Below are 20,766 nucleotides of genomic sequence, written 5' to 3' on the forward strand. Positions count from 1 at the left end.
GGCATCATACTCGCTTGACAATCGTTTCAATCTGTAATCATTATCTTCCGTATCGGTTGTCTGACCGACCAACGGAGGAGAAGCCATGCCCACCACGACCCCCCGGACGTCCCCCACCCCTGCCACCCCGACGGCCCCCGGTGAGCGCACCCCCGGCCGGCGCCCGCAGAGCGGGCCGCCGCTGCTGGGTCGGCTGCGTCCGCTGGCAGCACGAGGGACAGCCCATCGACGGCGCCTCCCGCGAGGTCCTGGCCGAGCAGGCCGTCTCCCTCCTCGACGTCCCGGTCAACAAGACCAGCACCGCGTTCACCAAGCCCGTCGACCCGATCGTTGGCCAGGCCATCGAAGCCTGGCAGCAGCTGCGACCCGCCCAGCCCCGGCGCCTTGACGGCAAGACGAACGAGCGCGTCAACCTGCTCTTCTCCGTCCGCGCCCATCCGGTGGCGAAGAACTACATCGACCGCACCCTGATCCCCTCGCTCTGCGAGAAGGCCGGAGTGCCCACCGCCGACATCCGCGGCAATATCACCAGCCACCGAGCCCGCTCGACCATCGCCAGCCAGCTCTACAACGCCAAGGAGCCGATGACGCTCTTCGAGCTGCAGGCTTGGCTCGGACACCGCAGCCCGACCAGCACCCAGCATTACGCCAAGATCACTCCCAACACGCTGACCAGGGCATACACCGAGGCCGGATACTTCTCCCGGAATCTGCGGACTATCGAGGTCCTCGTCGACCGCGACGCCGTCGCCTCCGGCGCCGTGGCCGACGGCGAGCCCTGGCAGCACTACGACCTCGGACACGGCTACTGCACCTACAGCTTCTTCGAACAGTGCCAGCACCGCATGGCCTGCGCACGCTGCGATTTCTACACCCCCAAGGACTCCAGCCGGGCCCAACTCCTGGAGGCCAAGGCCAACCTGCAACGGATGCTCGTTTCTCGATCCCGCTCACCGCCGACGAACGCGCCGCCGTCGACGACGGCCAGACAGCCCTGGGCACCCTCCTCGACCGCCTCGCCGAGGTCCCCACCCCCGCCGGCCCCACCCCTCGCGACCTGAACCGACCCACCACCGCCCAACTGCTGCCGATCATCGAAGTCCGGCAAGGCACCCAGAGATGAAACCCCAGGTCACAGATTCCACAGAATGGCCACCGTGATCGATCTCTTCTCGCGTCGACTGCTGGGCTATGCGATGGGCGGACGAGACGACGCCGAGCTCGTCGTCGTGTCCTTGCACATGGCTGCCGCCACCCGCGGTGGCGACGTGAAGGGCGTGATCTTCCACTCGGATCGCGGCAGCGAATACGTGTCCCGGCGGTTCAAGCGCGCCTGCCGGCGCCTGGGCGTGACGCAGTCCATGGGCCGGGCCGGGTCGGGTCATGTTTTCGACAACGCCCTCAGCGAGGCGTTGAACAGCGTGCTCAAGGTTGAGTACGTCTACCGACACGTCTTCGCTACCCGGGCCGAGGCCCGGCTGAGGATTGCCACCTGGATCACCGGCTTCTACAACACCCACCGGCTACACAGCGTGTGCGGGTACCGCAGCCCGATCGACTACGAACACGACCACCGAGCCAACTCCGCCTTGGGGCTGGCCGCATAGAAGATCTCCACAGAACGAGGGGATTGACAGGCGGCGAAATCACAAGTGGGTGATATCCAGGTTGCCTTGCGAGTTCATCGCGCGCAGGCGCTTCTTGTCGAACTTACCGACTGATGTCTTCGGCACCTCGTCGACGAACGTCCAGTATTCCGGCAACTGCCACTTCGCGACCTTGTCGGCGATGTAGTCCCGCAGTTCGGCCGCCGTAACCCGCTGACCTTCCCGCACCACGACGGCGACCAGCGGGCGCTCGTCCCACTTCTCGTCGGGCACGCCGATCACGGCGGCCTCGGCGACCGCGGGATGCCCCATTACGGCGTTCTCCAGCTCGACCGAGGAGATCCACTCGCCGCCAGACTTGATGACGTCCTTCGACCGGTCCGTCAACGTCAAGAAACCGTCCGGGCTGATCTTGCCCACGTCACCCGTGCACAGCCAGCCGTCGTGGAACTTGTCCAGGTCGACATCCGAGACGCCGTAGTACGAGGCCGCGACCCACGGGCCCCGCACCTGGAGTTCGCCGACGGACTCGTCGTCCCACGGCAGCTCCTCGCCGGAGTCGCCGATGAGCCGCGCGGTGACCCCGGCGGGAAAGCGGCCCTGTGTGTAGCGGGTCTGCCGCTCCTGCTCGCCCGTCTCGGACTTTGGCGGCCGCGCGATACTGCCCAGCGGGGAGGTCTCTGTCATGCCCCACACCTGCAGGATCGGTACGCCGTAGCGCTCCTGGAACGCGTGAATCAGAGACGGAGGAGCAGCCGACCCGCCCACCACGACCTCCCTCAGGTGGGAGATGTCCTGGGGATTGGCGTCCAGCCACTGCGACAGGGCCTGCCAGATCGTGGGCACCCCGGCGGCGAAGGTCGGCTTCTCGGCGGCCAGGATCCGCGCGATGGGTTCCGGCTGCAGGAATCGGTCCGGCAGCACCAGCGACGCGCCGATCATCAGCGCCGCGTAGGGCAGCCCCCAGGACATCGCGTGGAACATCGGCACGATCGCGAGAGCCTTGTCGGACTCGGCCACACGCATACCGTCCGTCATACAGACCTGCATCGAGTGCAGCCAAATCGAGCGATGCGAGTACGCAACACCCTTCGGGTCGCCGGTGGTGCCCGAGGTATAACACATCGCAGCCGCTGAGCGCTCGTCCACGGCCGGCCAGTCGAACGTACCGGGTTGTTCGGCGAGCAGTCCGTCGTAAGAGTGGACCTCTATGCTGTCGGGTGCCTGGAGCGTCGCGGCGTCACCGTTGGCGACGATGACGTGACGGACCGTCCTCATATGCGGAAGCTGCTTGGCCAGCAACGGCACGAGCGTGCCGTCCACGAGGATGACCTGGTCCTCGGCGTGGTTGGCGACGAAGACGAGCTGCTCGGGGAACAGCCGGATATTGAGCGTGTGCAGCACCGCGCCCATCGCGGGGATGGCGCAGTACGCCGCCATATGCTCGGCGTTGTTCCACATGAAGGTGCCCACGCGCTGATCACCGGTGATACCGAGGGCGCGTAGGGCGTTGGCAAGCTTCGCGGCCTGCTCGCCCGTCTTGGCGAAGGTCTCGCGGCGTGCTCCCGAGCCCGTCCAGGTGATGATTTCGCTGCTCGCGTGCACCTCGCTGCCGTGCCGCAGCAGGGTGCCGACCGTAAGGTGTCCGTCTTGCATCGTGCTCAACATGGGGTACTCCGGCGAGGATTCGTCGTGAATGATTCAGTCGTTGATGAAGTGGTGGCGCATCTCGCCGATTCCCTCGCACCATGAGATCAACTCATCGCCTGCCTTGAGGTACTGCGGCGGCGTCATGCCCATGCCGACACCTGACGGCGTTCCCGTGAAAATTAAGTCTCCTGCAATGAGTGTGACTACTTCAGAGATCCGAGCAACCAGAGCGGGAACAGAGAAGATGAGGTCCTTCGTCTGTGCCTTCTGCCGGATCCGACCATTGACCTCGCACCCGAGCTCGAGGTCGTCCAGGTTCAGCCCCGCTTCCTGGAGCTCATCAATCGTGACAAGGAAAGGTCCGATCGGAGAATATCCGGGATACGACTTGGCCAGTCCGAACTGAGTCGGCGGAGCAGCGAATTGTGTGACGCGGTCGGATATGTCCTGTCCGAGCGTGAGACCGGCGATGTGGGCCCACCCATCAGCCTCGCTGATATGTCGACCGCCGATGCCGACCACCGCCACCATTTCAACCTCCCAATCGACATTTGCCGGCGACAGCCCGATGTTCGTGACCGGGCCGGTAAGATCGGAGACGTACTTGTTGAACACAACGGTCGCGGGAGGGGGCTTAAGGCCGGCCTCTTCAGCATGGCCTCGATAGTTCAGCCCGACCGCAAAGATTTGCGGTGGTCGTGGCACAACCGCATCAAGCGCGCCTGGATCGAACCCCTGTGCACCGTCGAGAGAAGCCGATGCCGCCCATGCATGAAAGCTTTCCCAATGTGTGTAGACTTCCTGCGGGTCGGACGGGAATCGGCCCTGGCTCAATTCCTCAACATCGACGCATCCGCCGTTCCCGTCGAGCAGGACGAGTCGGCCGGCAAGGTTAGCAATTCGCACGATCAGTGCGCCTCCGTTGATGAGAAAATTTCATTCCAGCTCTGGGTGAGACAACGAGGACATCAGGCGCTATTTGCTCTCTCGCAGTGACCCGCGACCGGAGCCTGCCCACCCCACCCGAAACACACCGGCTCGTCGGACCGGGGCGAAGCCCGGCTACTTGCATCTAGCCGATCGTGGGGATCGAAGCCAGGAGCTGCTTGGTGTATGAGTCGGCTGGTGAGTCGAAGATCGAGGTGGTGCGTCCATGCTCGACGATGCAACCCTTCTGCATGACGGCGACATCGTCACACAGACGCCTGACCACACCGAGGTCATGGGTGATGAACAGGACTCCGAGCCCGAGTGACTCGGTGAAATCGCGAAGCAGATTGAGGACGGTCGCCTGCACCGACACATCAAGAGCAGAGGTCGGCTCGTCAGCGACGATCACCTCGGGATTCGTCGCGAGTGCTCGCGCGATGCTGGCGCGCTGACGTTGTCCCCCAGACAGTGATCCGGGCCGGACGTCGAGGGCGCTCGCCGGCAGACCCACCATGTCGATCAGGTCGACCGCACGACTGCGAGCTGCCGACCGGCCCATCCCGTCGATCTCCAGCAGCTCGACGATGACCTTCCCGACGGTCAGTGCGGGGTTCAAGGCCGACGACGGATCCTGGAAGACCATCTGCATCCGCCGCCGGACCGCACGCGGCCGTTTGCTCGGGATCACCTGGCCGCTGAGCCGGATTTCACCGGACGTCGGCTCGACGAGACCGACCACCGCCTTGGCGAGGCTGGACTTTCCCGACCCGGACTCGCCGACCACGCCCACGATCTGCCCGCGTTCCACCTGCAGGCTCACGTGGTCGACGGCCACGTGCGACGTGCCTATCCGCCGTGCGAGGCGACGGGTCGATCCGTACGTCACCGAGACATCGTCGATCTCAAGAATCGGCATCAAGGACCTCCGTGGCGCGCGGCCATCCGCCGCGCTCGGCTGGCAGCGAAAGACTCGCCGCGACGTCATCTGGGCGAACACAACGAGCGGTTTGCCGATCGCCGAGGCGGGCGAACGCCACGGGCCCGGCCGTGCACGCCGGTGCCGCCCAGGGGCAGCGGGCGGCGAAGCGGCAGCCGACGATTTCGCCGAACCGCTGGGGAGCGGTGCCACCGATCGCGAACAGCGGCTCGTCCGGGTGGCCGTTGGAGGGGCTCGACCGCAGCAGTCCGGCGGTGTAGGCGTGGTGCGGGGCGCGCAGGATCTCGCTCGTCGGCCCGACCTCGACGATCTGGCCGGCGTACATGACCGCCACTCGATCGGAGACATGCGAGATGACGGCGAGGTCGTGCGATACGAAGAGCATCGCCAGTTCTCGCTCCTCCCGCAGCCGCTGCAAGAGATCGAGGATGGTCGCCTGCGTGGTCACGTCCAACGCCGTGGTGGGCTCGTCGCACAGGAGGATCTGGGGGTCGCAGGCCAGCGCGGCAGCGATCAGCACCCGCTGTCTCAACCCTCCGGAGAGCTGATGCGGATAGTTGTCCGCGACGCGCTGCGGGTCCTTGATCCCGACGTCGTTCAGCAGCTCAAGAGCACGGCGGTCCGCGGCTCTGCGGGACAGCGCATGGTGCTGGACCAGCGGCTCGCGCATCGTACGCCGGATGGTGAACGTCGGGTTGAGGGAGCGCATCGGGTCTTGAAAGACCATCCCGACTCGCGAGTCCGAGGTGTCGATGCGTCCCGCGTCCTGCGAGATGCCGCGTGGAAGGAGCCCCGCGATGGCCCGGACGGTCAAGGTCTTGCCCGACCCCGACTCGCCGACGAGACCGAGGCACTCGCCGACCTTGACGTCGAGCGCGACGTCGGTGACGAGCGGGCCGGATGGGCCGGACAGCGTGAGTTCGGAGACCTCGACGGCGACGGGGGCCTCAGTACGTACGGTCATCGAGACGTTCTCCGATCAGCATCAGGCCCGAGCCGACGAGCGCGACCATGGCCCCCGGCGCGGCGATGAGCCACCACTGTTGCTGCATGTACGGCTGGGCGTCGGCGATCATCGCGCCCCAGTCGGGGGTGGGGGGCTGGATGCCCAGCCCGAGGTACGAGAAGGACGCCAGGCCCAGGAGCACGAACATGACGTCCGTGACGAGCAGGGTCAGCGAGCTGCGGATGACGTTGGGCAGCAGGTGGCGCACCATGATCCGGCCGTGCGAGACGCCGCCCAGCCGCGCGGCCGAGATGTAGTCCTCGTTCTTGACCCGCAGCACGACCGACCGCACGAGGCGCGCGTACCCGACCCAGCCCACTCCGGTGAAGGCGATGAGCAGTGTCTTGATCCCCGACCCGCCGACGGCGATGAGCGTGATGATGAGGATGTAGACGGGGAAGGCGAGCACCAGGTCGGTCAGCCGCATGACGATGACGTCCCAGATCGAGCCGAAGTACGCCGCGACGCAGCCCAGGATCGTGCCGAGGAGGAACGGGAGCAGTGCCCCGAGGATGCCGACCCCCAAGTCGACCCGCGTCGCGACCACGAGGCGCGAGAACACGTCCCGGCCGAGCGCGTCGGTGCCCAGCCAGTGTTCCCCGGACGGGGGGGCGAGGCGGTTCATCAGCTCCTGCTGGTAGGGGTCGTGCGCCACGACGAACGGGCCCACGACGGCCAGGACGACCGCGACGCCCACGATCGCGAGCCCGATCCGGTAGCCGAGCCGGCTGGCCGGTGTCCTGGTCGACGCCACCACCTCGCCGGTCGACAGATTGGCGGTCATGTCGCTCATGAGACCCTCACTCGTGGATCGACGATCGCCGACAGCGCGTCGCCGATCAGGCTGAACGAGATCACCAGGACTGCGAAGAGCAGGGTGATGCCGTTGATCATCGGGTAATCGCGCTGTGTGATGGCCGTGACCAACCCGGACCCGAGGCCCGGCAGCCGGAAGGTGTTCTCAACGATCACAGCACCGAACAACAGGTAGCCCGCCTGGATCGAGACGACCGCGATCGCCGGGACCGCGGCGTTGGGCAGGGCGTGGCGCGTCAGGAGCCGGCGGCGCGGGACGCCGCGGGAGGCTGCGGCCTCGACGTAGCCCGAGCCCAGCGATTCGAGCAGGTTCGCGCGCAGCACGCGCACCTGGATGGGCGCGGTGGCGATCGCGAGGGTGACCGCCGGGAGCACGATGCTGCGGAAGTGATCGGCCGTCGTCGTACCGAAGCCGCCCACCGGGAACCATCCGGTGGGGAGCGCGACGAGGAGCACGAGGAGCAGACCGCTCCAGAAGGTCGGCACGGCGATGGACGTGACGGTGAACAGCCGGATCGTGGTGTCGATCCAGGTCCCGCGGTAGCGGGCCGCGAGCGTCGCGAGGGTGATGGAGAGGATGAGCGACAGCGCGAGTCCCGCGACCAGCAGCCAGGCCGTGGCATCGAAACGGTCCCAGATCAGCCCGTTCACCGGCTCGGAGCTGCTGTAGGAACGGCCGAGGTCACCGTGGAGGATGTTGCCGATGTAGGACCAGAACTGGGTCCAGAGGGAGCGATCCACGCCCAGCTTGTGGTTCAGGGCGTCGACGGCGTCCTGCGGCGCATTGAGGCCGAGGAGCTGACGCCCGGGATTTCCCGGAGCGCGTTGACCCAAGATGAAGACGACTGCCAGCACGCCGAACAGGAGGATCACCACGCTTGCCAGCCGTCTCACCACACCGAGCAACATGAGGGGCTCCATTCTCCAGATCGTGATCGTTGAGGGATGGGATACCGGGTGGCAGTGCGACCGGCCCCGGTCGCTGTCCGGCTACGAATGCGGCACTGTCCGGCGCCGGCCGGACAGTGCCGGTCACTCACGATCGGCGTCGCTCACTTGGCGAGCCACAGCTCTCCCAGGGGCAGCGACTGCTGCGTCACCGAACGCATACCCTCGAATCCACCGACCTTTTTGGAGAGGATTAGAGCCGGACTCACCGAGACCGTCGGGATCACCGGCAGCTCGGCACTCACCCAGGCTTGGAACATGTCGAGCGCCTTGGCTTGTGCTGCCGCGTCCGTGGCCGCCTGGTATTGCTGGAGTGCCGCCTTGGCCACCCGGGTGGACCAGCCTCCGCCGATGCCTCCGGAGGTGACGTAGAACGCCAAGGGCGATTCGGCGGTGCTGCCCGAGGCGCTGATGCTCTGGTAGGCGAGCTCGTACTTCCCCGACAGCAGGCGTTCGACCCATGCGCTCAAGTCGAGCGCCTTCGCTTTCAGCTTGATTCCGACACTCGCGAGGTTCTCCTGGATAGCCTGAACCGTCATGGCGAGAGTCGAGTCGCCGGTGGGGTAAATCAGTTCGAGGGATACGCCGCCTCCGTACGGGGTGCCGGTGAGCAGCTGCTTGACCCGCGCGACATCCCGGTCCCCGACCGGAACCGGGTGGGCCTCACCCAGGACCGTCGTCGGGAGGTACGTATCGGTCGGCCGGTCAGCCGCGCCGCCCAACTGCTTCACGATGGCCTTGCGATCGATCGCCGCCGAAATGGCCTTACGGACCCGCAGATTCTTCAGCGGACCCGTGCGGCCGTTGACGAAGACCATCTCCGTCGAGGCTGCCGCGGTGTTCACGATGTTCGCCCCGGCAAAGCTGGGGACCGATTCCCGGGGAGCGAAGGGGACGGCCTGGACGGTCCCGGCCTGGAACGCCGAGGTCAGGGCGTTGACACTGTTGAACACCTGGAAGTTGAGCGCATCGAAGTACGGCTTCTTCCCGTCCCAGAAGTTCTTGTTCCTGGTCAGGGCGACCGAAGTTCCCGGCTTGCGGCTGTCGAACGCGAAGGGTCCGGCCCCGACGGGTTTCCGGTAGAACTCGTCCTTGCTGCGCCCGCCGAAGCCGGCGGGGATGATGGCTGCTTCGGTGTAGGACAGCAAGGCGTCGAGGTTGATGGTCGGCCGGACGAGCCCGAGGACGACCTGGTCGGCTCCCTTGGCCTTCTCTGAGGTGATCGTCCCCTTGTAGAGCGACCCGACCACTCCGCCCTGCTTGGCCTGCTCGATCGAGAACACCACGTCGTTTGGGGTGATCGGCTTCCCATCAGAGAACTTCAGGCCCGCGCGGAGAGTGATCGTCACCGACTTTCCGTCGGCTGATGGTTTCAGCCCCTCGGCGATGGCCGGCACGACCTTGTTTTTGTATCGCTTGAACAGCCCGGCGTTGAGCTGCGCCACGACCATGCTGGTCGACTCGCCGGTTCCGTCGTACGGGTTCAGAGACGATATATCACTCGTCACGCCCACGTTCAAGGTTCCACCGGTGACGGGATCTCCGCCGGGGCCGCTGGTGCCGGAGCCGGCGTTGGCGGAGCATGCGGCGACCAGAAGGGAAACGAGCGCCAGCGCGGCCACCCGCTGGAGCATCCGACTGTCCGGCCGACGCGTTGCTGGCGCGGTGGGGAATGCACGCCGTCCGGGGTTGATAGCCATAACCGATCGATCCATTCTCTCTCTGGGAGGGCTTGCCGGGTGTGCGAAGGGCGCGGGCACCGCCCCGAGTCGAATCACTGTGCCTGCGGATCGACGAGCCGCAGGCCTCGGCGCAGTGCGTCGAGCATCTCCCGCTGTGCCCGAACGCTGCTCTGGGCGGAGGCGGCCAGCTCCGTGGACCCGTGGAAGGTTCCGGGATGAGAACGCAGCTCGACGCTGACGCCCGCCTGGAGGAGCCGGAGCGCGTACTGGATGTTGTCGTCACGCAGCGGATCGAGTTCCATGGCAACGATGTAGGTCGGCGGTAGGCCGCTCAGGTCGGTGGCACGGGCAGGCGCGGCGTAGGGAGAGACCCCGGAATCGCCGGGACCCTGATAGCCGGGGCCGAGATACTTCTGCCAGACAAGTTCATTGAAGTGGCGGTTCAGTATCGGTCCGTTGGCGAATTGGCGAGCGGAAACAGTGCTGGCACGGTCGTCGAGCGCCGGGCTGACCAGGAACTGAAACGCGATCGGGGCGCCACCTTCGTCCCGCGCCCGGAGAACGGTTCCGGCCGCGAGGCCGCCGCCGGCGCTCGATCCGCCCACGGCGATCCGGGCTCGGTCGATGCCCAGCTCCTCGCCGTGCGCATGGACGTGACTCAATGCCGCGTAACAGTCGTCGAGCGGGCCGGGGAACGGAGTCTCCGGGGCGAGCCGGTACTCCACATTGGCCACGGCGATCCGCAGATCGCGGACGACCTCCAGGCAGAAGTACTCATAATCCTGCGCTTTGCCGAGGACGAAGCCACCGCCGTGCATGGCGAGCAGAACGGGAAGCGGCCCCGGCGTGCCCACCGGCCTCAGCAAGCGGATCGGGACGTCCGGAGCAGCACCCAGACCCGGGGCCGAGATCTCACGGACGTCGACGCCGTCGTAGGACAAGCCCGCGATCGACGCGGCGCTCGACTCGTCGGAGACCCGTCGCGCAGCCAGGAGGCCGGTAATGTCGGTGATGTCGAGATCGGGGAACTCGGCGGCGGCAGCCGCAAGCTCGGGGTCCATGGCCGGGAAGGTGGTCATGCTCGCGTCCTCATTCCGTCCGAGTTCGGGGTGGTGGTGCAACTCACCGGCCGCACGATCACCATCCGTGCTCCGCCGACCGGTGCGGCTGAGGGATCTCCTCGAAGTTGAGCCGGCCATCGCCTCGCCGAGCCCGCGAGAGACCTTCGTGACGACGTCGGGGTCGTCGTGGAAGGTCGTGGTCTTTGCGATCGCTCCGGCCCGCTCGGCGGGGTTGCCCGGATTGAAGATGCCGCCAGTCCGCCGGATCTCCTTGCGGATGGTGCGCATGGGGGGTCAACGCGTCGAACACGTCGCCGGTGCCGACTTCGCCCTTTTGGAGCGAATCATCACCGCCCCTCGGTGATCCGGCGCAGCGCCTCACCGAGGTCGATCGGGCCGCACACGAACGGGACCTGAAAGGCCCACTTGCCGATGTGGTGGGCGTAGCCGGCCGGGATCGAGGCGGGCGCGACGGTGCTGCCGATCAGATCGGGACCGCTCATCCGCGAGACACCCACTTGGCGCGGATGCCGGCGGCGATCTTGACCCGGTCCGGCTGCCGATGTTTATAAGCACGCCGCCGCCCTTGAGCATTTCCGCCACCCCATGCTCGACCAGGGACATACCGACGGCCGTGTCCGCGTGACTGATCGCGCCGCTTCTCCGTACCCGGCTGATACGCCGCCTCCGGTCGCCCACCGTTGGTCCTCCAACTCGTGAGAGCTATTCCAATGCCGCACCAACGGGGTACAGCATCCGAAATGACAGGATTATTGAAGATACCTATGATCGCAGAATATGTCAACGATTTCTCTATCCTGGGCGACTCGGGTGTGCATCGATGTGAGGAGGCCGACGGACGGGTACGTCGGTTGCGTGCCGCTTCGCCGAAGACGTGAGTGCCCGACTGACCCGATCATCGGGCTGACGACACCAGATTCGGGTCTATGTGGACGTCGATCAGAACTGGACGATCACGATCGGGTAGATGACTCAAAGCCCGGTCGAGTTCCCCCAGATTGCGAACGGTAAAGCCGCGCCCGCCGAGGGCATCGACCACCGGCCCGAAGTCGGGCCAGTCGAACAGCGACAAGTACGGGTCAAGATCGCGATTGACCAACTGGATGTGTTCGGCACCGAATGAACCGTCATTGAATAGCATCACGATCAGGTCGAGTCCGTTACGGACGGCCGTGTTGAATTCGTTCAGGCCGCCCAGCATGAACCCGCCGTCGCCCGTCAGCAAGAGGGTCGGGTGATCACGTCGCGCTACTGCAGCCCCGATAGCCGTGCCCATGCCCAAACCGATCGAGCCGTAGTTCGCGGTGTGCACGAAGTGGCGCGGGTCTTGGACGCTGATGCCGGGCCACGCGTGGTAAACAAAGCGTCCACTGTCGGTTACGACCGTGCGGTCCGCGGAGACGGCTTCTTCCACCCGGCGAACCACCGTGCGGATGTCGACGTGCCGATCATTGCTCCGGTCCGGGGCTTCGGTCGTGCGCGCCAGCTTTGCCGCCAGCTCGGGCGAGGCAAACTTGGTCGCCTTGATCTCGGCTTCGTCCAATAGTTTCACGAAAGCATCGGCGGTCCTCGCGGCGTCACCGAGAACGCCGACGTCAGGGGCGAAATACTGCCCGAGGCTTCGGCGGTCGTCATCTACCTGCACCACTCGCCGCTTTTCGCTGAGCGACCCGCCGACCGTGGTGTAGCGGTTGAGACTCGCGCCAAAGGCAATGACACAATCTGCCGCGGCAATCGTCGACTGCGCGACTTCATGCGCCACCGTCCCCACAATGCCAACGTTGTGCTGTTCGCCGCGGAACAGGTCACGTGCCTTGAGAGTCGTCCCCACGGGCGCTCCGATTCGCGCCGCGAAACGCAGCACTGCCGCTCGGGCACGAGGGTCGATCGCGCCGCGACCGGCCAGTACCAGGGGACGGTTCGCGCCGGCGATGACGCCCAACGCGGCCTCGACCGTGTGGTCCGCGGGCCGGACGTCCTTGTCGTCGACCAGACGCGAGGGTGCGCGGAGATACTCGGTCTCGGCCCACTGATAATGCGCGGGCATATTCACCACGATCGGCCGCATCTCGACGTGTGCCCGATGTATCGCGGTAGCGATATCCTCGGCCAGGGTCGAGGGTGTGCGTATGGGTACGAAGCCCGCCCCGGCTGCGGCTACCACCTCGCGCTGGGGGACATTCTGTGCGTGCAGGTGATCCTCTGGCCGGGTATCACCCGCGAGAAGGAGCAACGGTAGCTTCGCCTTGACGGCATCGATAAGTGGGGTGACGGTGTTCGTCAAAGCAGGGCCATGCGTGACCGTCGCGACACCAAGCCGCCCGGTGACATTGGCGTAGCCCGAGGCCGCTTCAACGGCCGTTGCTTCGTTTGCCACTCCGATATAGGTCGTCCCCGGTGTACGCCGGAAACTCTCCATCACGAACAAGTTTCCGTCGCCGACCAGACCAAAGATGGTGTCGACGCCGTGATCGGTCAACGCCATCGACATCGCGTCCTGGAATAGCATCGGTCTACCTCTCCTTTACCCGGCCACAGCGCATGTCGAACGCGATGGGGGCGGCTTGCGGCTCAAGGAAGGACCGCAGTCGCAATGACCTCGGCGACCATTCCCTCCAAGACCATCTGGCCAACGACTGCTGCGCGCGCCGGCCGATGGTCGCCGAACTCCTCGACCCACGCCCGGTTGAACCCGGTGGAATCGTCGAGACTCCCGAAGAACACGGTCGCCGACACGATGTGCTCCAGCCCTGCGCCGACCTCGGCAAGGATGATGCGGATCCGCTCGATGATCTTCTTGCCCTGCAGGTAGGCGTCCCCGGGCGCAATGACCTTGTAGTTCTCGTCGACCGCACCTTGCCCGGCCAGAAAGACGAAGCCATTGGCCACGGTTGCCTGGGAGTACAGCAGTCCGCTGACGCCGAACGATGCGGGATTGATCTGCTGGACTTTGCTCATGGCAGTTCCTCTCTTGATGTGTTGCCGGAAGCGGTGCCCATCCCGGGCCGGGTACGCTCCGCACCTCAGGTCTCCTATCCGAGCAGTTCCATCGCAGCTTTGATCCGATCGAAACCGATCTTGAGAGACTCCTCCGACGCGGCGTAGGAGATGCGCAGGTGGCCTTCTCCGCCGAAACCGAACTCTCCACCGGACCTGACGCGCACTCCATGACGTGCCAGGTGCCGGGACATCTCGGCCGACGAATGAACCGTGAGAATCTTCGGGAAGATATAGAAGGCACCCTCCGGAGGAACTGCTTCGAGTAGTGGAATGGACTCCATCGCCTGTCGTACGAACTCGATCCGCCGTTGGTATGTCCGAAGGGCCAGATCGGCGAATGACGTGTTCATCGCGAGCGCCGCGAGCGCACTCTTCTGCACGGCAGCGTTGACGGACCCGTTAAACGTTCGATGAACAGCAGCGATGGGCGGGAGAAGCGCCTCTGGAGCAACGAGATACCCGATGCGGAAGCCCGTCATCGCGAACTTCTTCGAGAAAGTCTGGCAATACACCGTGCGCTCAGCCAAGGAGGGGATCTCGGCAGCAGGAACATACCGATGAGGCTCGTAAACCAGCGAGCTGTACGCGCCGTCGTCGATGACGATCGTGCCTGGATCCAGCAGCCCGGCGACTCCCTCAAGTTCCTCCCGGCGGTAGACGACGCCGGTGGGATTGACGGGGCTGCAGTAGACGAATGCCCGTGCACCCTTGAGTGCCGGAGCGAGGGCGGCCAGGTCGAGGTGCATGTTGGGGAGGCACTCGACCGGCACCGGAATCCCTCCGGCAAGCCGTACGACGTCCGCATACAGACTGTACGTCGGGTCCGGCATGACCACCCGATCCCCGATCGAGGTGGTACCCAGGATCGCGGCCGCGATCCCGGCCGTGGCGCCGGCCGTCACCTGCACGTTGGCCGGGCTCAGTTCCCGCCCCCAGTTGGCGGATTCGGTCGCGGCGATCGCGGCTCTGAGCTCTTCGTCGCCCGCCAGGTCGACGTAGTGCGTGTGCCCCGCATCGACTGCCCGCTTGAGGCTCTCGACGACCGCCGGGGGAGGCGCCAGATCCGGCTCCCCCACTGCCAGATTGACCGACTGCCCCGATGCCATGACCCCCGCGTCACGGCGACTGGCCGACATCATCGACTCGACGTGCCGCGATCCTCGCGTGAGCGCCGGCGGAGTCATGACGACCGAACCTGGTGCGTCGCATCCTCATCGAGAACGAACGCTTCGGGCGGCCGGACGATCGCGTTCGGGTCGCCCAGGAATCTGACGACGACGCCGTACTCCGACAGCGCGGCCTCCTGGCTTACGTAGCCGCTGGCGACATCTGCCAGAACCGCAGACGGGACGCGCGCATGAGGATCGCCGAAGCCGCCGCCCCCTGGTGGACGGAATTCGAGCGGCACGGATGGGCTGACGGTCAGCGCCTGCTTGGGCTTCAGCGATCGACCCGTCGCGTCCCCGAAGAATCCGGGAAGCCCGGGGCGGCCCCCCAGGGCTCCGCGCGCCGCAAATCGAGTGCGCTCGATGTTCGCGTTGACCAGGAGGCTATCCACATCCCGGCTGTGAAAGGTCGTGGCCTGACCAAGGCCGCCACGGAACTCGCCGGCGCCTCCCGAGTCGGTTCGAAGTTCACGTCGCATCTGGACCATCGGAGTCAGCGTTTCGAACACTTCGGTCGGGACCGCGCGCAGGCCGCTCGGAAACGAAGTGGTGGACAGACCATCCTTGCACGAGCGCGCTCCGGTACCTCCTGACAGGAAGTGCGAAAAGAGGAAAGGCTGGTCCCCCGACCGCTTTCCGCGAAACACCGTCATCCACACGGCGTCCGCACTTTCGGCCATGACCCGGTCGGGGACGATTTGGGCAAGCGCCCGGAAGATCAAGCTGGGGAGATAGTGCCCAACAGAGTGACGCGAGGCCACCGGCGCCGGTCGGCGACAGTTGAGAATGCTTCCCTCCGGCGCTTCGATCGAAACAGGGCGGAAAGAGCCGGCGTTGTGCGGCACATCCGGCGCGATCGCCGCCTTGATAGCGAACGACGAGTACGCCTTTGTGTAGTTGAGAACTACATTCACACCGCTCTTGCTTTCGGAAGAACAGCCGGAGTAATCCAGGTGGACCTCGCCATCCGCCACCGTGAGTGCAAGCGCGAGGAAGAGACCTTCACCGTCGAATCCGTCGCACTCGATCTCCGAGCGGTATACGCCATCAGGTACCGCGCGAATCGCCTCTCGGAGCGCGATCTCTGATCTTGACATGATCTCGGCCGCGATCTCGTCGATACTGGACAGGTTGTATTCGTCCATGAGTCGCAGCAAACTGTCAGCGCCAACGGCGTTCGCTGAAGCCTGCGCGTAAAGGTCGCCGATCGTTTCGTCCGGAGTCCGCACGTTCTGGCGGATAACGTCGACAATGTCGACATTGGGCTGCCCTGCGCGGAAGAGCTTCATGATGGGGATGGCCAGTCCCTCTTCGAAGACTTCTGATGCCTGCGCCGAGAGCACCCGTCCCCCGATGTCGGGCGCATGGCAGCAGGTCGCGAACCACGCGACCAGCACGCCATCACGAAACACCGGTGTTGCGACGGAGATGTCGTTGATTTGGCCGGCAGTCATCCACGGGTCATTGGTGAACAGCACGTCGCCGGGATCGAGAGTCTCCGGGGGGTAGGCCGACACGAAGTGGTGCATGCCCGTCGCCATTGCGTTGATGTGGCCGGGCGTCCCTCCCACCGACTGGCCGATCATCTCGCCCTTCGAGTCGAACACGGCACAGGCGAGGTCGAGCGACTCTCGAACGATCGAGCTGAAAGCGGTGTTGACCAATGCGGTCTGCTGCTCTTGCAGCACGGATGAAAGCCGGCTCGACACCGCCCCGACGACAAAGGGGTCCAACGTACTGGCGCGCGTCATCGAAGTGATCCGTCCTGGGGCGTGGAGTGTGCGGGAGAAAGCAGATGGAGGACCAAAGTCCCGTCGTCCTCGACGACGCATTCCGAGTCGGGAGGCACGACCAACGTCGACTCCCGCTCCTCGACGATCGCCGGGCCGTGCACCCTCGTCCCGGGCTGGAGCGCATACCTGTCGTAGACCGGCGTCGGGTGGTACCCGCCCAACGCGGGAAAGTACGCCGATCGAGTGCCTTTGCGGGCGTTGCCCGGCTTGTCACCCGCATTCCGCGGGCGGCGAAGCGACTGAGCAGGGGCCGGCCCGCTGGACACGACCCGCCAGTTCAAGACCTCGAGCGGCACATCCGGACCCTGCCGCTTGTAGAGAAGCTCGTACTGCCGGCGGTAGCTTTCCTTCAGCTCGGCGCGCCAGTCGTCTGATTCTGGGGAGATCGGCACCAGGATCTCGAAGCCCTGCCCCACATATCTGACCTCGGCCGAATGCCGGTGTGAAATTTCGGCAGTTCGCAGGCCGGAATCGCGCAGAATCTTCTCTCCGTCCGCCTCCATTGCAGCAAACTCTCTCCGCATCGTCTGCCCGTCAATGGAGTCGAGCGCCGCGTGCGTGGAACGAACGAAATCGAAGGCCAGGGGTGCAGTGTGGAAGCCGGCCGCACTGATGACCCCCGCGCCGGCGGGACAGATCACGGTGGTCGCACCCAACGCCCGAGCCACACCCGCGCCGTGGACCGGCCCGGCACCGCCCGACGTGAACAGCGGCTGTCCTACCGGATCCTTGCCCTGTTCGATGGCGTGGACCCGGGCGGCGTTGGCCATGCTGCTGTTCACGCTGTCATGGATGCCGTACGCAGCCTCCTCGACCGACACGCCCAGCGGGTCGGCGATGCGCTTCTTGATAGCCGAACGAGCGCCTTCGAGGTCCAGCTCCATCTCGCCCCCCAGGAAGTACGTGGCGTCCAGGTAGCCGAGCAGCAGGTCGGCGTCGGTCACCGTCGGCTCTGTGCCACCTCGCCGGTACGACACCGGCCCCGGAACGGATCCAGCGGAATCGGGACCGACCGTGAGCAGTCCCAGTGCGTCGATTCTCGCGATGGAGCCCCCGCCGACACCGATCTCGATCATGTCGATGACGGGAATCCGCACCGGGATTCCGGAGCCAGGCTTCATCCGGTAGACCCGGTCGACTTCGAAGTCATGCGCGACCACCGGCGCGCCGTTCTCGATCATGCACAGCTTGGCCGTCGTTCCGCCCATGTCGAACGCCATGAGGTCCGGCGTACCTGTCGCCTTCCCGAAAGCCGCCGCGGCCAGGGCACCCCCGGCCGGCCCGGACTCCAGCATGCGGACCGGGAACTCTCCGGCGGTGTCGAGAGTGGCTACTCCCCCGTTGGACAGCATGATGTGGGGCGGGCGCGGGAGACCGAGCGCCGCCGAGCGTTCCTTCAGGTCGTCAAGGTATTGCTTGACGAGCCGCTGAACGTACGCGTTGACAACGGTGGTCGAAGTGCGCTCGTACTCCCGAATCTCCGGGACGACCTCGCTCGAAATGGAGACCCGCACGTGCGGCGCGATCCGTTCGATGATCCGGCGAGCCTGCTCTTCGTGCTGCGGATTTTTGTAGCTGTGCAAGAACGCGATCGCGATCGCCTCGACCCCGTGGTCGACCAGTTCCGTCACCAGCTGCTCGACATATGCCGAATCCAGCTCCCGGAGAACCGACCCGTCGGCCAGGATTCGCTCCGGCACATCGAACCTGAGCCATCTCGGCACCAATGGATCGGGCATTTCGAGCATCAGGTCGTACAGGTCGTATCGATGCTCCCGCGCCATCTCCAAGATGTCGCTGAAACCAGCGGTGCCGAGCAGTGCGGTTCGAGAACCGCGTCTTTCGATCAACGCGTTCGTGACGAGGGTGGTGCCGTGCACGAAGCTGGAAACATCGCCGGGATCGATGCCCGCTCGGCCCAGTGTCTGCCTGATCAGGTCCTCGACCGCCCGCGCCGGCTCATCCGGAGTCGTCAGCAGCTTGCCGACGTGGATGATGCCGCTGTCGTCCATGACGACCATGTCGGTGAAAGTACCCCCGATGTCAACGCCGATCCCCAGCCGGCCGCTCCGATGACCGCTCTCGCCGCTCATCGCGCGAGCCCCGTCGTCCTCGCGGCGGCTCGGCGGCGTGGCCACATCAGAGCCTCGGGCACCCGCTGTTCGCCTGCCGGCCCCTGCTCCATCATGCCGCTCCTCAGAGTCACGTCCTGGCATCCAGCCATGACTTCTATTCTGCGATCACCAGATTCTAGGATGATTCAACGGTCGAGGTCAACCGCTCGTGTATTTGCCAGCCATCAGCCCCGATGCCCGCACACCTTGGCGCCGAGTTAGCCTAGAATTGAAGGATCGACGAGACGCAAAGGATCGAAGTGATGCCGCCCAGGAGTACCCAGCAGTCACCCGCCGTGGTCCGGCGCAAGAGCGCCCCGGAACACACGGCCGATCTGCTGCGCGAGCAGATCACCGCCGGAGAGCTCGAACCCGGCACTCGCATCGGGGTCGAGAAGCTGAGCCAGTCGATCGGGGTCTCGGCCAACACTCTCCGCGAAGCTCTTCAGTTGCTGGAGCACGAACGCTTGGTGAACCAGGAACTCAATCGCGGAATTTTCGTGGCGCGCATCACAGAGGCCGGCATACGGGATCTCTACACGATGCGGCGGCTGCTGGAATTGGGGACATTGCGCGATGCGCAGACCGTCCCGCCCGAGGCGCTCAGTGCCATGCGAGCCGCAGTTGCTCTCGGTGACCAAGCGATCACAGAACAGGACTGGTCGGCTTCTAGCCGGGCTACTACCGACTTCCACAGTGCGTTGATCTTGATCGGTCGAAGTGAGCGAGCGACAGTGACCATGAAGCAACTCATGGCCGAGCTGCGGTTGACCATCTCGTCGGTACGCGAGGCCATGCAATTGCGTTCGCAATTCCAGGAAGATCGACGCGCCATTCTTGCCCGAGTGGAGCAGGGTCACTTCGAAGCAGCGGCCGGGCTGCTGGCCGACTACTTGGACAAGGGAGAGCACGCGATGGTCGATTGGCACAGACAGCTCAGCGGCAACGCGAGCTGATCAACTCGTAGCAGGACGATTCTGCGGAGCAGGCGCTGAGCGTGGTTTCCCCGCCTGCCCCCGCAGAGTCGCCGTGCTCAGCCGGGCTTTGCGGCGAACCGTCAGAGCGCAGTTGGAAGGGGAACGCGAACGCTCCGATGAGACGTGGTGCCGGCCACCGCGCCACTCCCCAAACCGAACGCCTATCGACCGCGAAAGGATCGCAATACGCCAGCGGCGAAGCTCGCTTGTGACGCTCCCCCGGCCCACCGGCTGCTTGGTTACGACACCCCCAGGTCGAAGTTCAATCGATACCTGTCGGCGACCATTGCTCCAGCAGCCTTCGCGCCGTCGACTGCGAGAGCGACACCGTTCACGAAAGACGACTCATCGCTGGCAAGGAAGACCACCGCGTGAGCCACTTCCATAGCCGATGCAATGCGTGCAGCCGGCGTGCTCGCCACTATTCGGCGCGTCATCTCGGGATCCTCCAGCGACGCTCCCTCGGGCAAGATCCCCCGAAGCATGGGAGTGTCGATCGGGCCAGGGTTCACCGTGTTCGCTCGCACCCCCTGGGCCGCATGCGCCACCGCCACGGACTTCATTAGCCCGACGACACCGTGCTTGGTCGCGTTGTACACCGGATCATTGGGACGGCCCATCAGTCCGCCGTTGGACGAGGTGGAGACGATGCTGCCGCGCTGCTGGGCGAGCATGTGCGGCAGTACCGCCCTGGTGCCGAGGAACACTGAACGCAGGTTCATGCGCACGAGATGGTCGAACTCCGCAAGCGAGGTCTCGCTGACCTTTTTCTGCAAGCCGGCACCCACATTGTTGAAGCAGATGTCGATTCGCCCCTGCGCGGCGATCACGCCCTCGACGAAGCCGGTCACGCTTGATTCGTCCGTGGCGTCGACAACCGAGTGCTGGTAAGATTTTCCGATTTCACCTGGTTCCGCCACGATGTCAGAGCCGTACACCATGGCGCCTTGGCGTACAAACTCCTCCGCCGTTGCTCGCCCGATTCCGGTGGCGCAACCGAATACGACGGCAACTTTTCCCTCGAGTCTGTTCATGTCCGTTCCCTTCTGCCGGTATTT

Annotated in this window: 17 protein-coding genes and 1 pseudogene; 3 read left to right on the forward strand and 15 right to left on the reverse strand. The window is 65.3% G+C overall.

Annotated elements, in window-relative coordinates; translation table 11 throughout:
• The first annotated feature begins 140 nt into the window (after positions 1-140).
• Positions 141-1,061 (forward strand): tyrosine-type recombinase/integrase, encoded by a 921-nt coding sequence (locus NQU54_RS19890; RefSeq protein WP_257632219.1) that lies wholly within the window; start codon positions 141-143, stop codon positions 1,059-1,061.
• An 87-nt stretch (positions 1,062-1,148) separates the two neighbouring features.
• Entirely contained in the window at positions 1,149-1,607 is a 459-nt protein-coding gene (locus tag NQU54_RS19895; protein ID WP_257632220.1) for a DDE-type integrase/transposase/recombinase, read from the forward strand.
• Between the two features lie 39 nt (positions 1,608-1,646).
• Here the strand turns inward: NQU54_RS19895 and NQU54_RS19900 are convergent, their stop codons facing one another.
• From NQU54_RS19900 to NQU54_RS19965, 14 genes and pseudogenes are all read right to left on the reverse strand, one after another.
• The gene (locus NQU54_RS19900; protein ID WP_257632221.1) at positions 1,647-3,275 is read right to left on the reverse strand and encodes a long-chain fatty acid--CoA ligase; all 1,629 of its coding nucleotides are present in this window, start codon (positions 3,273-3,275) and stop codon (positions 1,647-1,649) included.
• Positions 3,276-3,308: 33 nt separating this feature from the next.
• Complete coding sequence (locus NQU54_RS19905; protein ID WP_257632222.1) at positions 3,309-4,163, reverse strand: fumarylacetoacetate hydrolase family protein; 855 nt, start codon at positions 4,161-4,163, stop codon at positions 3,309-3,311.
• A gap of 166 nt (positions 4,164-4,329) precedes the next feature.
• The gene (locus NQU54_RS19910) at positions 4,330-5,103 is read right to left on the reverse strand and encodes an ABC transporter ATP-binding protein (RefSeq protein ID WP_257632223.1); all 774 of its coding nucleotides are present in this window, start codon (positions 5,101-5,103) and stop codon (positions 4,330-4,332) included.
• Entirely contained in the window at positions 5,090-6,088 is a 999-nt protein-coding gene (locus NQU54_RS19915) for an ABC transporter ATP-binding protein (protein WP_257632224.1), read from the reverse strand. Before NQU54_RS19915 ends, NQU54_RS19910 begins: the two co-directional genes overlap by 14 nt.
• Complete coding sequence (locus tag NQU54_RS19920; protein ID WP_257632225.1) at positions 6,072-6,923, reverse strand: ABC transporter permease; 852 nt, start codon at positions 6,921-6,923, stop codon at positions 6,072-6,074. Before NQU54_RS19920 ends, NQU54_RS19915 begins: the two co-directional genes overlap by 17 nt.
• Positions 6,920-7,867: an ABC transporter permease gene (locus NQU54_RS19925; RefSeq protein ID WP_306278871.1), complete on the reverse strand. Its 948-nt coding sequence runs from the start codon at positions 7,865-7,867 to the stop codon at positions 6,920-6,922. Before NQU54_RS19925 ends, NQU54_RS19920 begins: the two co-directional genes overlap by 4 nt.
• A 131-nt stretch (positions 7,868-7,998) precedes the next feature.
• Complete coding sequence (locus NQU54_RS19930; protein ID WP_257632226.1) at positions 7,999-9,516, reverse strand: ABC transporter substrate-binding protein; 1,518 nt, start codon at positions 9,514-9,516, stop codon at positions 7,999-8,001.
• A gap of 152 nt (positions 9,517-9,668) precedes the next feature.
• Complete coding sequence (locus tag NQU54_RS19935) at positions 9,669-10,655, reverse strand: alpha/beta hydrolase (protein WP_372505954.1); 987 nt, start codon at positions 10,653-10,655, stop codon at positions 9,669-9,671.
• Between the two features lie 58 nt (positions 10,656-10,713).
• Positions 10,714-11,261 (reverse strand): annotated as a pseudogene (locus NQU54_RS50115) (beta/alpha barrel domain-containing protein).
• 292 nt (positions 11,262-11,553) lie between these two features.
• Positions 11,554-13,167: a thiamine pyrophosphate-binding protein gene (locus tag NQU54_RS19945; protein WP_257632229.1), complete on the reverse strand. Its 1,614-nt coding sequence runs from the start codon at positions 13,165-13,167 to the stop codon at positions 11,554-11,556.
• A gap of 62 nt (positions 13,168-13,229) precedes the next feature.
• On the reverse strand, positions 13,230-13,616 hold the full coding sequence (locus NQU54_RS19950; protein WP_257632230.1) for a RidA family protein: 387 nt from the start codon (positions 13,614-13,616) through the stop codon (positions 13,230-13,232).
• A 74-nt stretch (positions 13,617-13,690) separates the two neighbouring features.
• Positions 13,691-14,842: a pyridoxal phosphate-dependent aminotransferase gene (locus NQU54_RS19955; RefSeq protein ID WP_257632231.1), complete on the reverse strand. Its 1,152-nt coding sequence runs from the start codon at positions 14,840-14,842 to the stop codon at positions 13,691-13,693.
• Complete coding sequence (locus NQU54_RS19960) at positions 14,839-16,575, reverse strand: hydantoinase B/oxoprolinase family protein (RefSeq protein ID WP_257632232.1); 1,737 nt, start codon at positions 16,573-16,575, stop codon at positions 14,839-14,841. The genes NQU54_RS19955 and NQU54_RS19960 overlap by 4 nt, the downstream gene beginning before the upstream one ends.
• Positions 16,572-18,710, reverse strand: a complete 2,139-nt coding sequence (locus NQU54_RS19965; RefSeq protein WP_257632233.1) for a hydantoinase/oxoprolinase family protein — start codon at positions 18,708-18,710, stop codon at positions 16,572-16,574. Before NQU54_RS19965 ends, NQU54_RS19960 begins: the two co-directional genes overlap by 4 nt.
• A gap of 284 nt (positions 18,711-18,994) precedes the next feature.
• Between NQU54_RS19965 and NQU54_RS19970 the strand changes: the two genes are divergently transcribed.
• Positions 18,995-19,687 (forward strand): GntR family transcriptional regulator, encoded by a 693-nt coding sequence (locus NQU54_RS19970; protein ID WP_257632234.1) that lies wholly within the window; start codon positions 18,995-18,997, stop codon positions 19,685-19,687.
• 260 nt (positions 19,688-19,947) lie between these two features.
• Here NQU54_RS19970 and NQU54_RS19975 read toward each other — a convergent pair whose 3' ends face one another.
• Positions 19,948-20,742, reverse strand: a complete 795-nt coding sequence (locus NQU54_RS19975) for an SDR family NAD(P)-dependent oxidoreductase (RefSeq protein ID WP_257632235.1) — start codon at positions 20,740-20,742, stop codon at positions 19,948-19,950.
• Between the last annotated feature and the right edge of the window lie 24 nt (positions 20,743-20,766).

This window comes from Streptomyces malaysiensis subsp. samsunensis, assembly GCF_024519315.1.
Classification (GTDB): domain Bacteria; phylum Actinomycetota; class Actinomycetes; order Streptomycetales; family Streptomycetaceae; genus Streptomyces; species Streptomyces malaysiensis.

Bases quoted from the DNA above. Each gene is read 5' to 3' on its own strand.
- NQU54_RS19960 (WP_257632232.1), bottom strand. From the start codon at position 16,575: ATGACGCGCGCCAGTACGTTGGACCCCTTTGTCGTCGGGGCGGTGTCG.
- NQU54_RS19955 (WP_257632231.1), bottom strand. From the start codon at position 14,842: ATGACTCCGCCGGCGCTCACGCGAGGATCGCGGCACGTCGAGTCGATG.
- NQU54_RS19925 (WP_306278871.1), bottom strand. From the start codon at position 7,867: ATGGAGCCCCTCATGTTGCTCGGTGTGGTGAGACGGCTGGCAAGCGTG.
- NQU54_RS19915 (WP_257632224.1), bottom strand. From the start codon at position 6,088: ATGACCGTACGTACTGAGGCCCCCGTCGCCGTCGAGGTCTCCGAACTC.
- NQU54_RS19965 (WP_257632233.1), bottom strand. From the start codon at position 18,710: ATGAGCGGCGAGAGCGGTCATCGGAGCGGCCGGCTGGGGATCGGCGTT.
- NQU54_RS19950 (WP_257632230.1), bottom strand. From the start codon at position 13,616: ATGAGCAAAGTCCAGCAGATCAATCCCGCATCGTTCGGCGTCAGCGGA.
- NQU54_RS19900 (WP_257632221.1), bottom strand. From the start codon at position 3,275: ATGTTGAGCACGATGCAAGACGGACACCTTACGGTCGGCACCCTGCTG.
- NQU54_RS19975 (WP_257632235.1), bottom strand. From the start codon at position 20,742: ATGAACAGACTCGAGGGAAAAGTTGCCGTCGTATTCGGTTGCGCCACC.
- NQU54_RS19920 (WP_257632225.1), bottom strand. From the start codon at position 6,923: ATGAGCGACATGACCGCCAATCTGTCGACCGGCGAGGTGGTGGCGTCG.
- NQU54_RS19935 (WP_372505954.1), bottom strand. From the start codon at position 10,655: ATGACCACCTTCCCGGCCATGGACCCCGAGCTTGCGGCTGCCGCCGCC.
- NQU54_RS19945 (WP_257632229.1), bottom strand. From the start codon at position 13,167: ATGCTATTCCAGGACGCGATGTCGATGGCGTTGACCGATCACGGCGTC.
- NQU54_RS19970 (WP_257632234.1), top strand. From the start codon at position 18,995: ATGCCGCCCAGGAGTACCCAGCAGTCACCCGCCGTGGTCCGGCGCAAG.
- NQU54_RS19895 (WP_257632220.1), top strand. From the start codon at position 1,149: ATGGCCACCGTGATCGATCTCTTCTCGCGTCGACTGCTGGGCTATGCG.
- NQU54_RS19910 (WP_257632223.1), bottom strand. From the start codon at position 5,103: ATGCCGATTCTTGAGATCGACGATGTCTCGGTGACGTACGGATCGACC.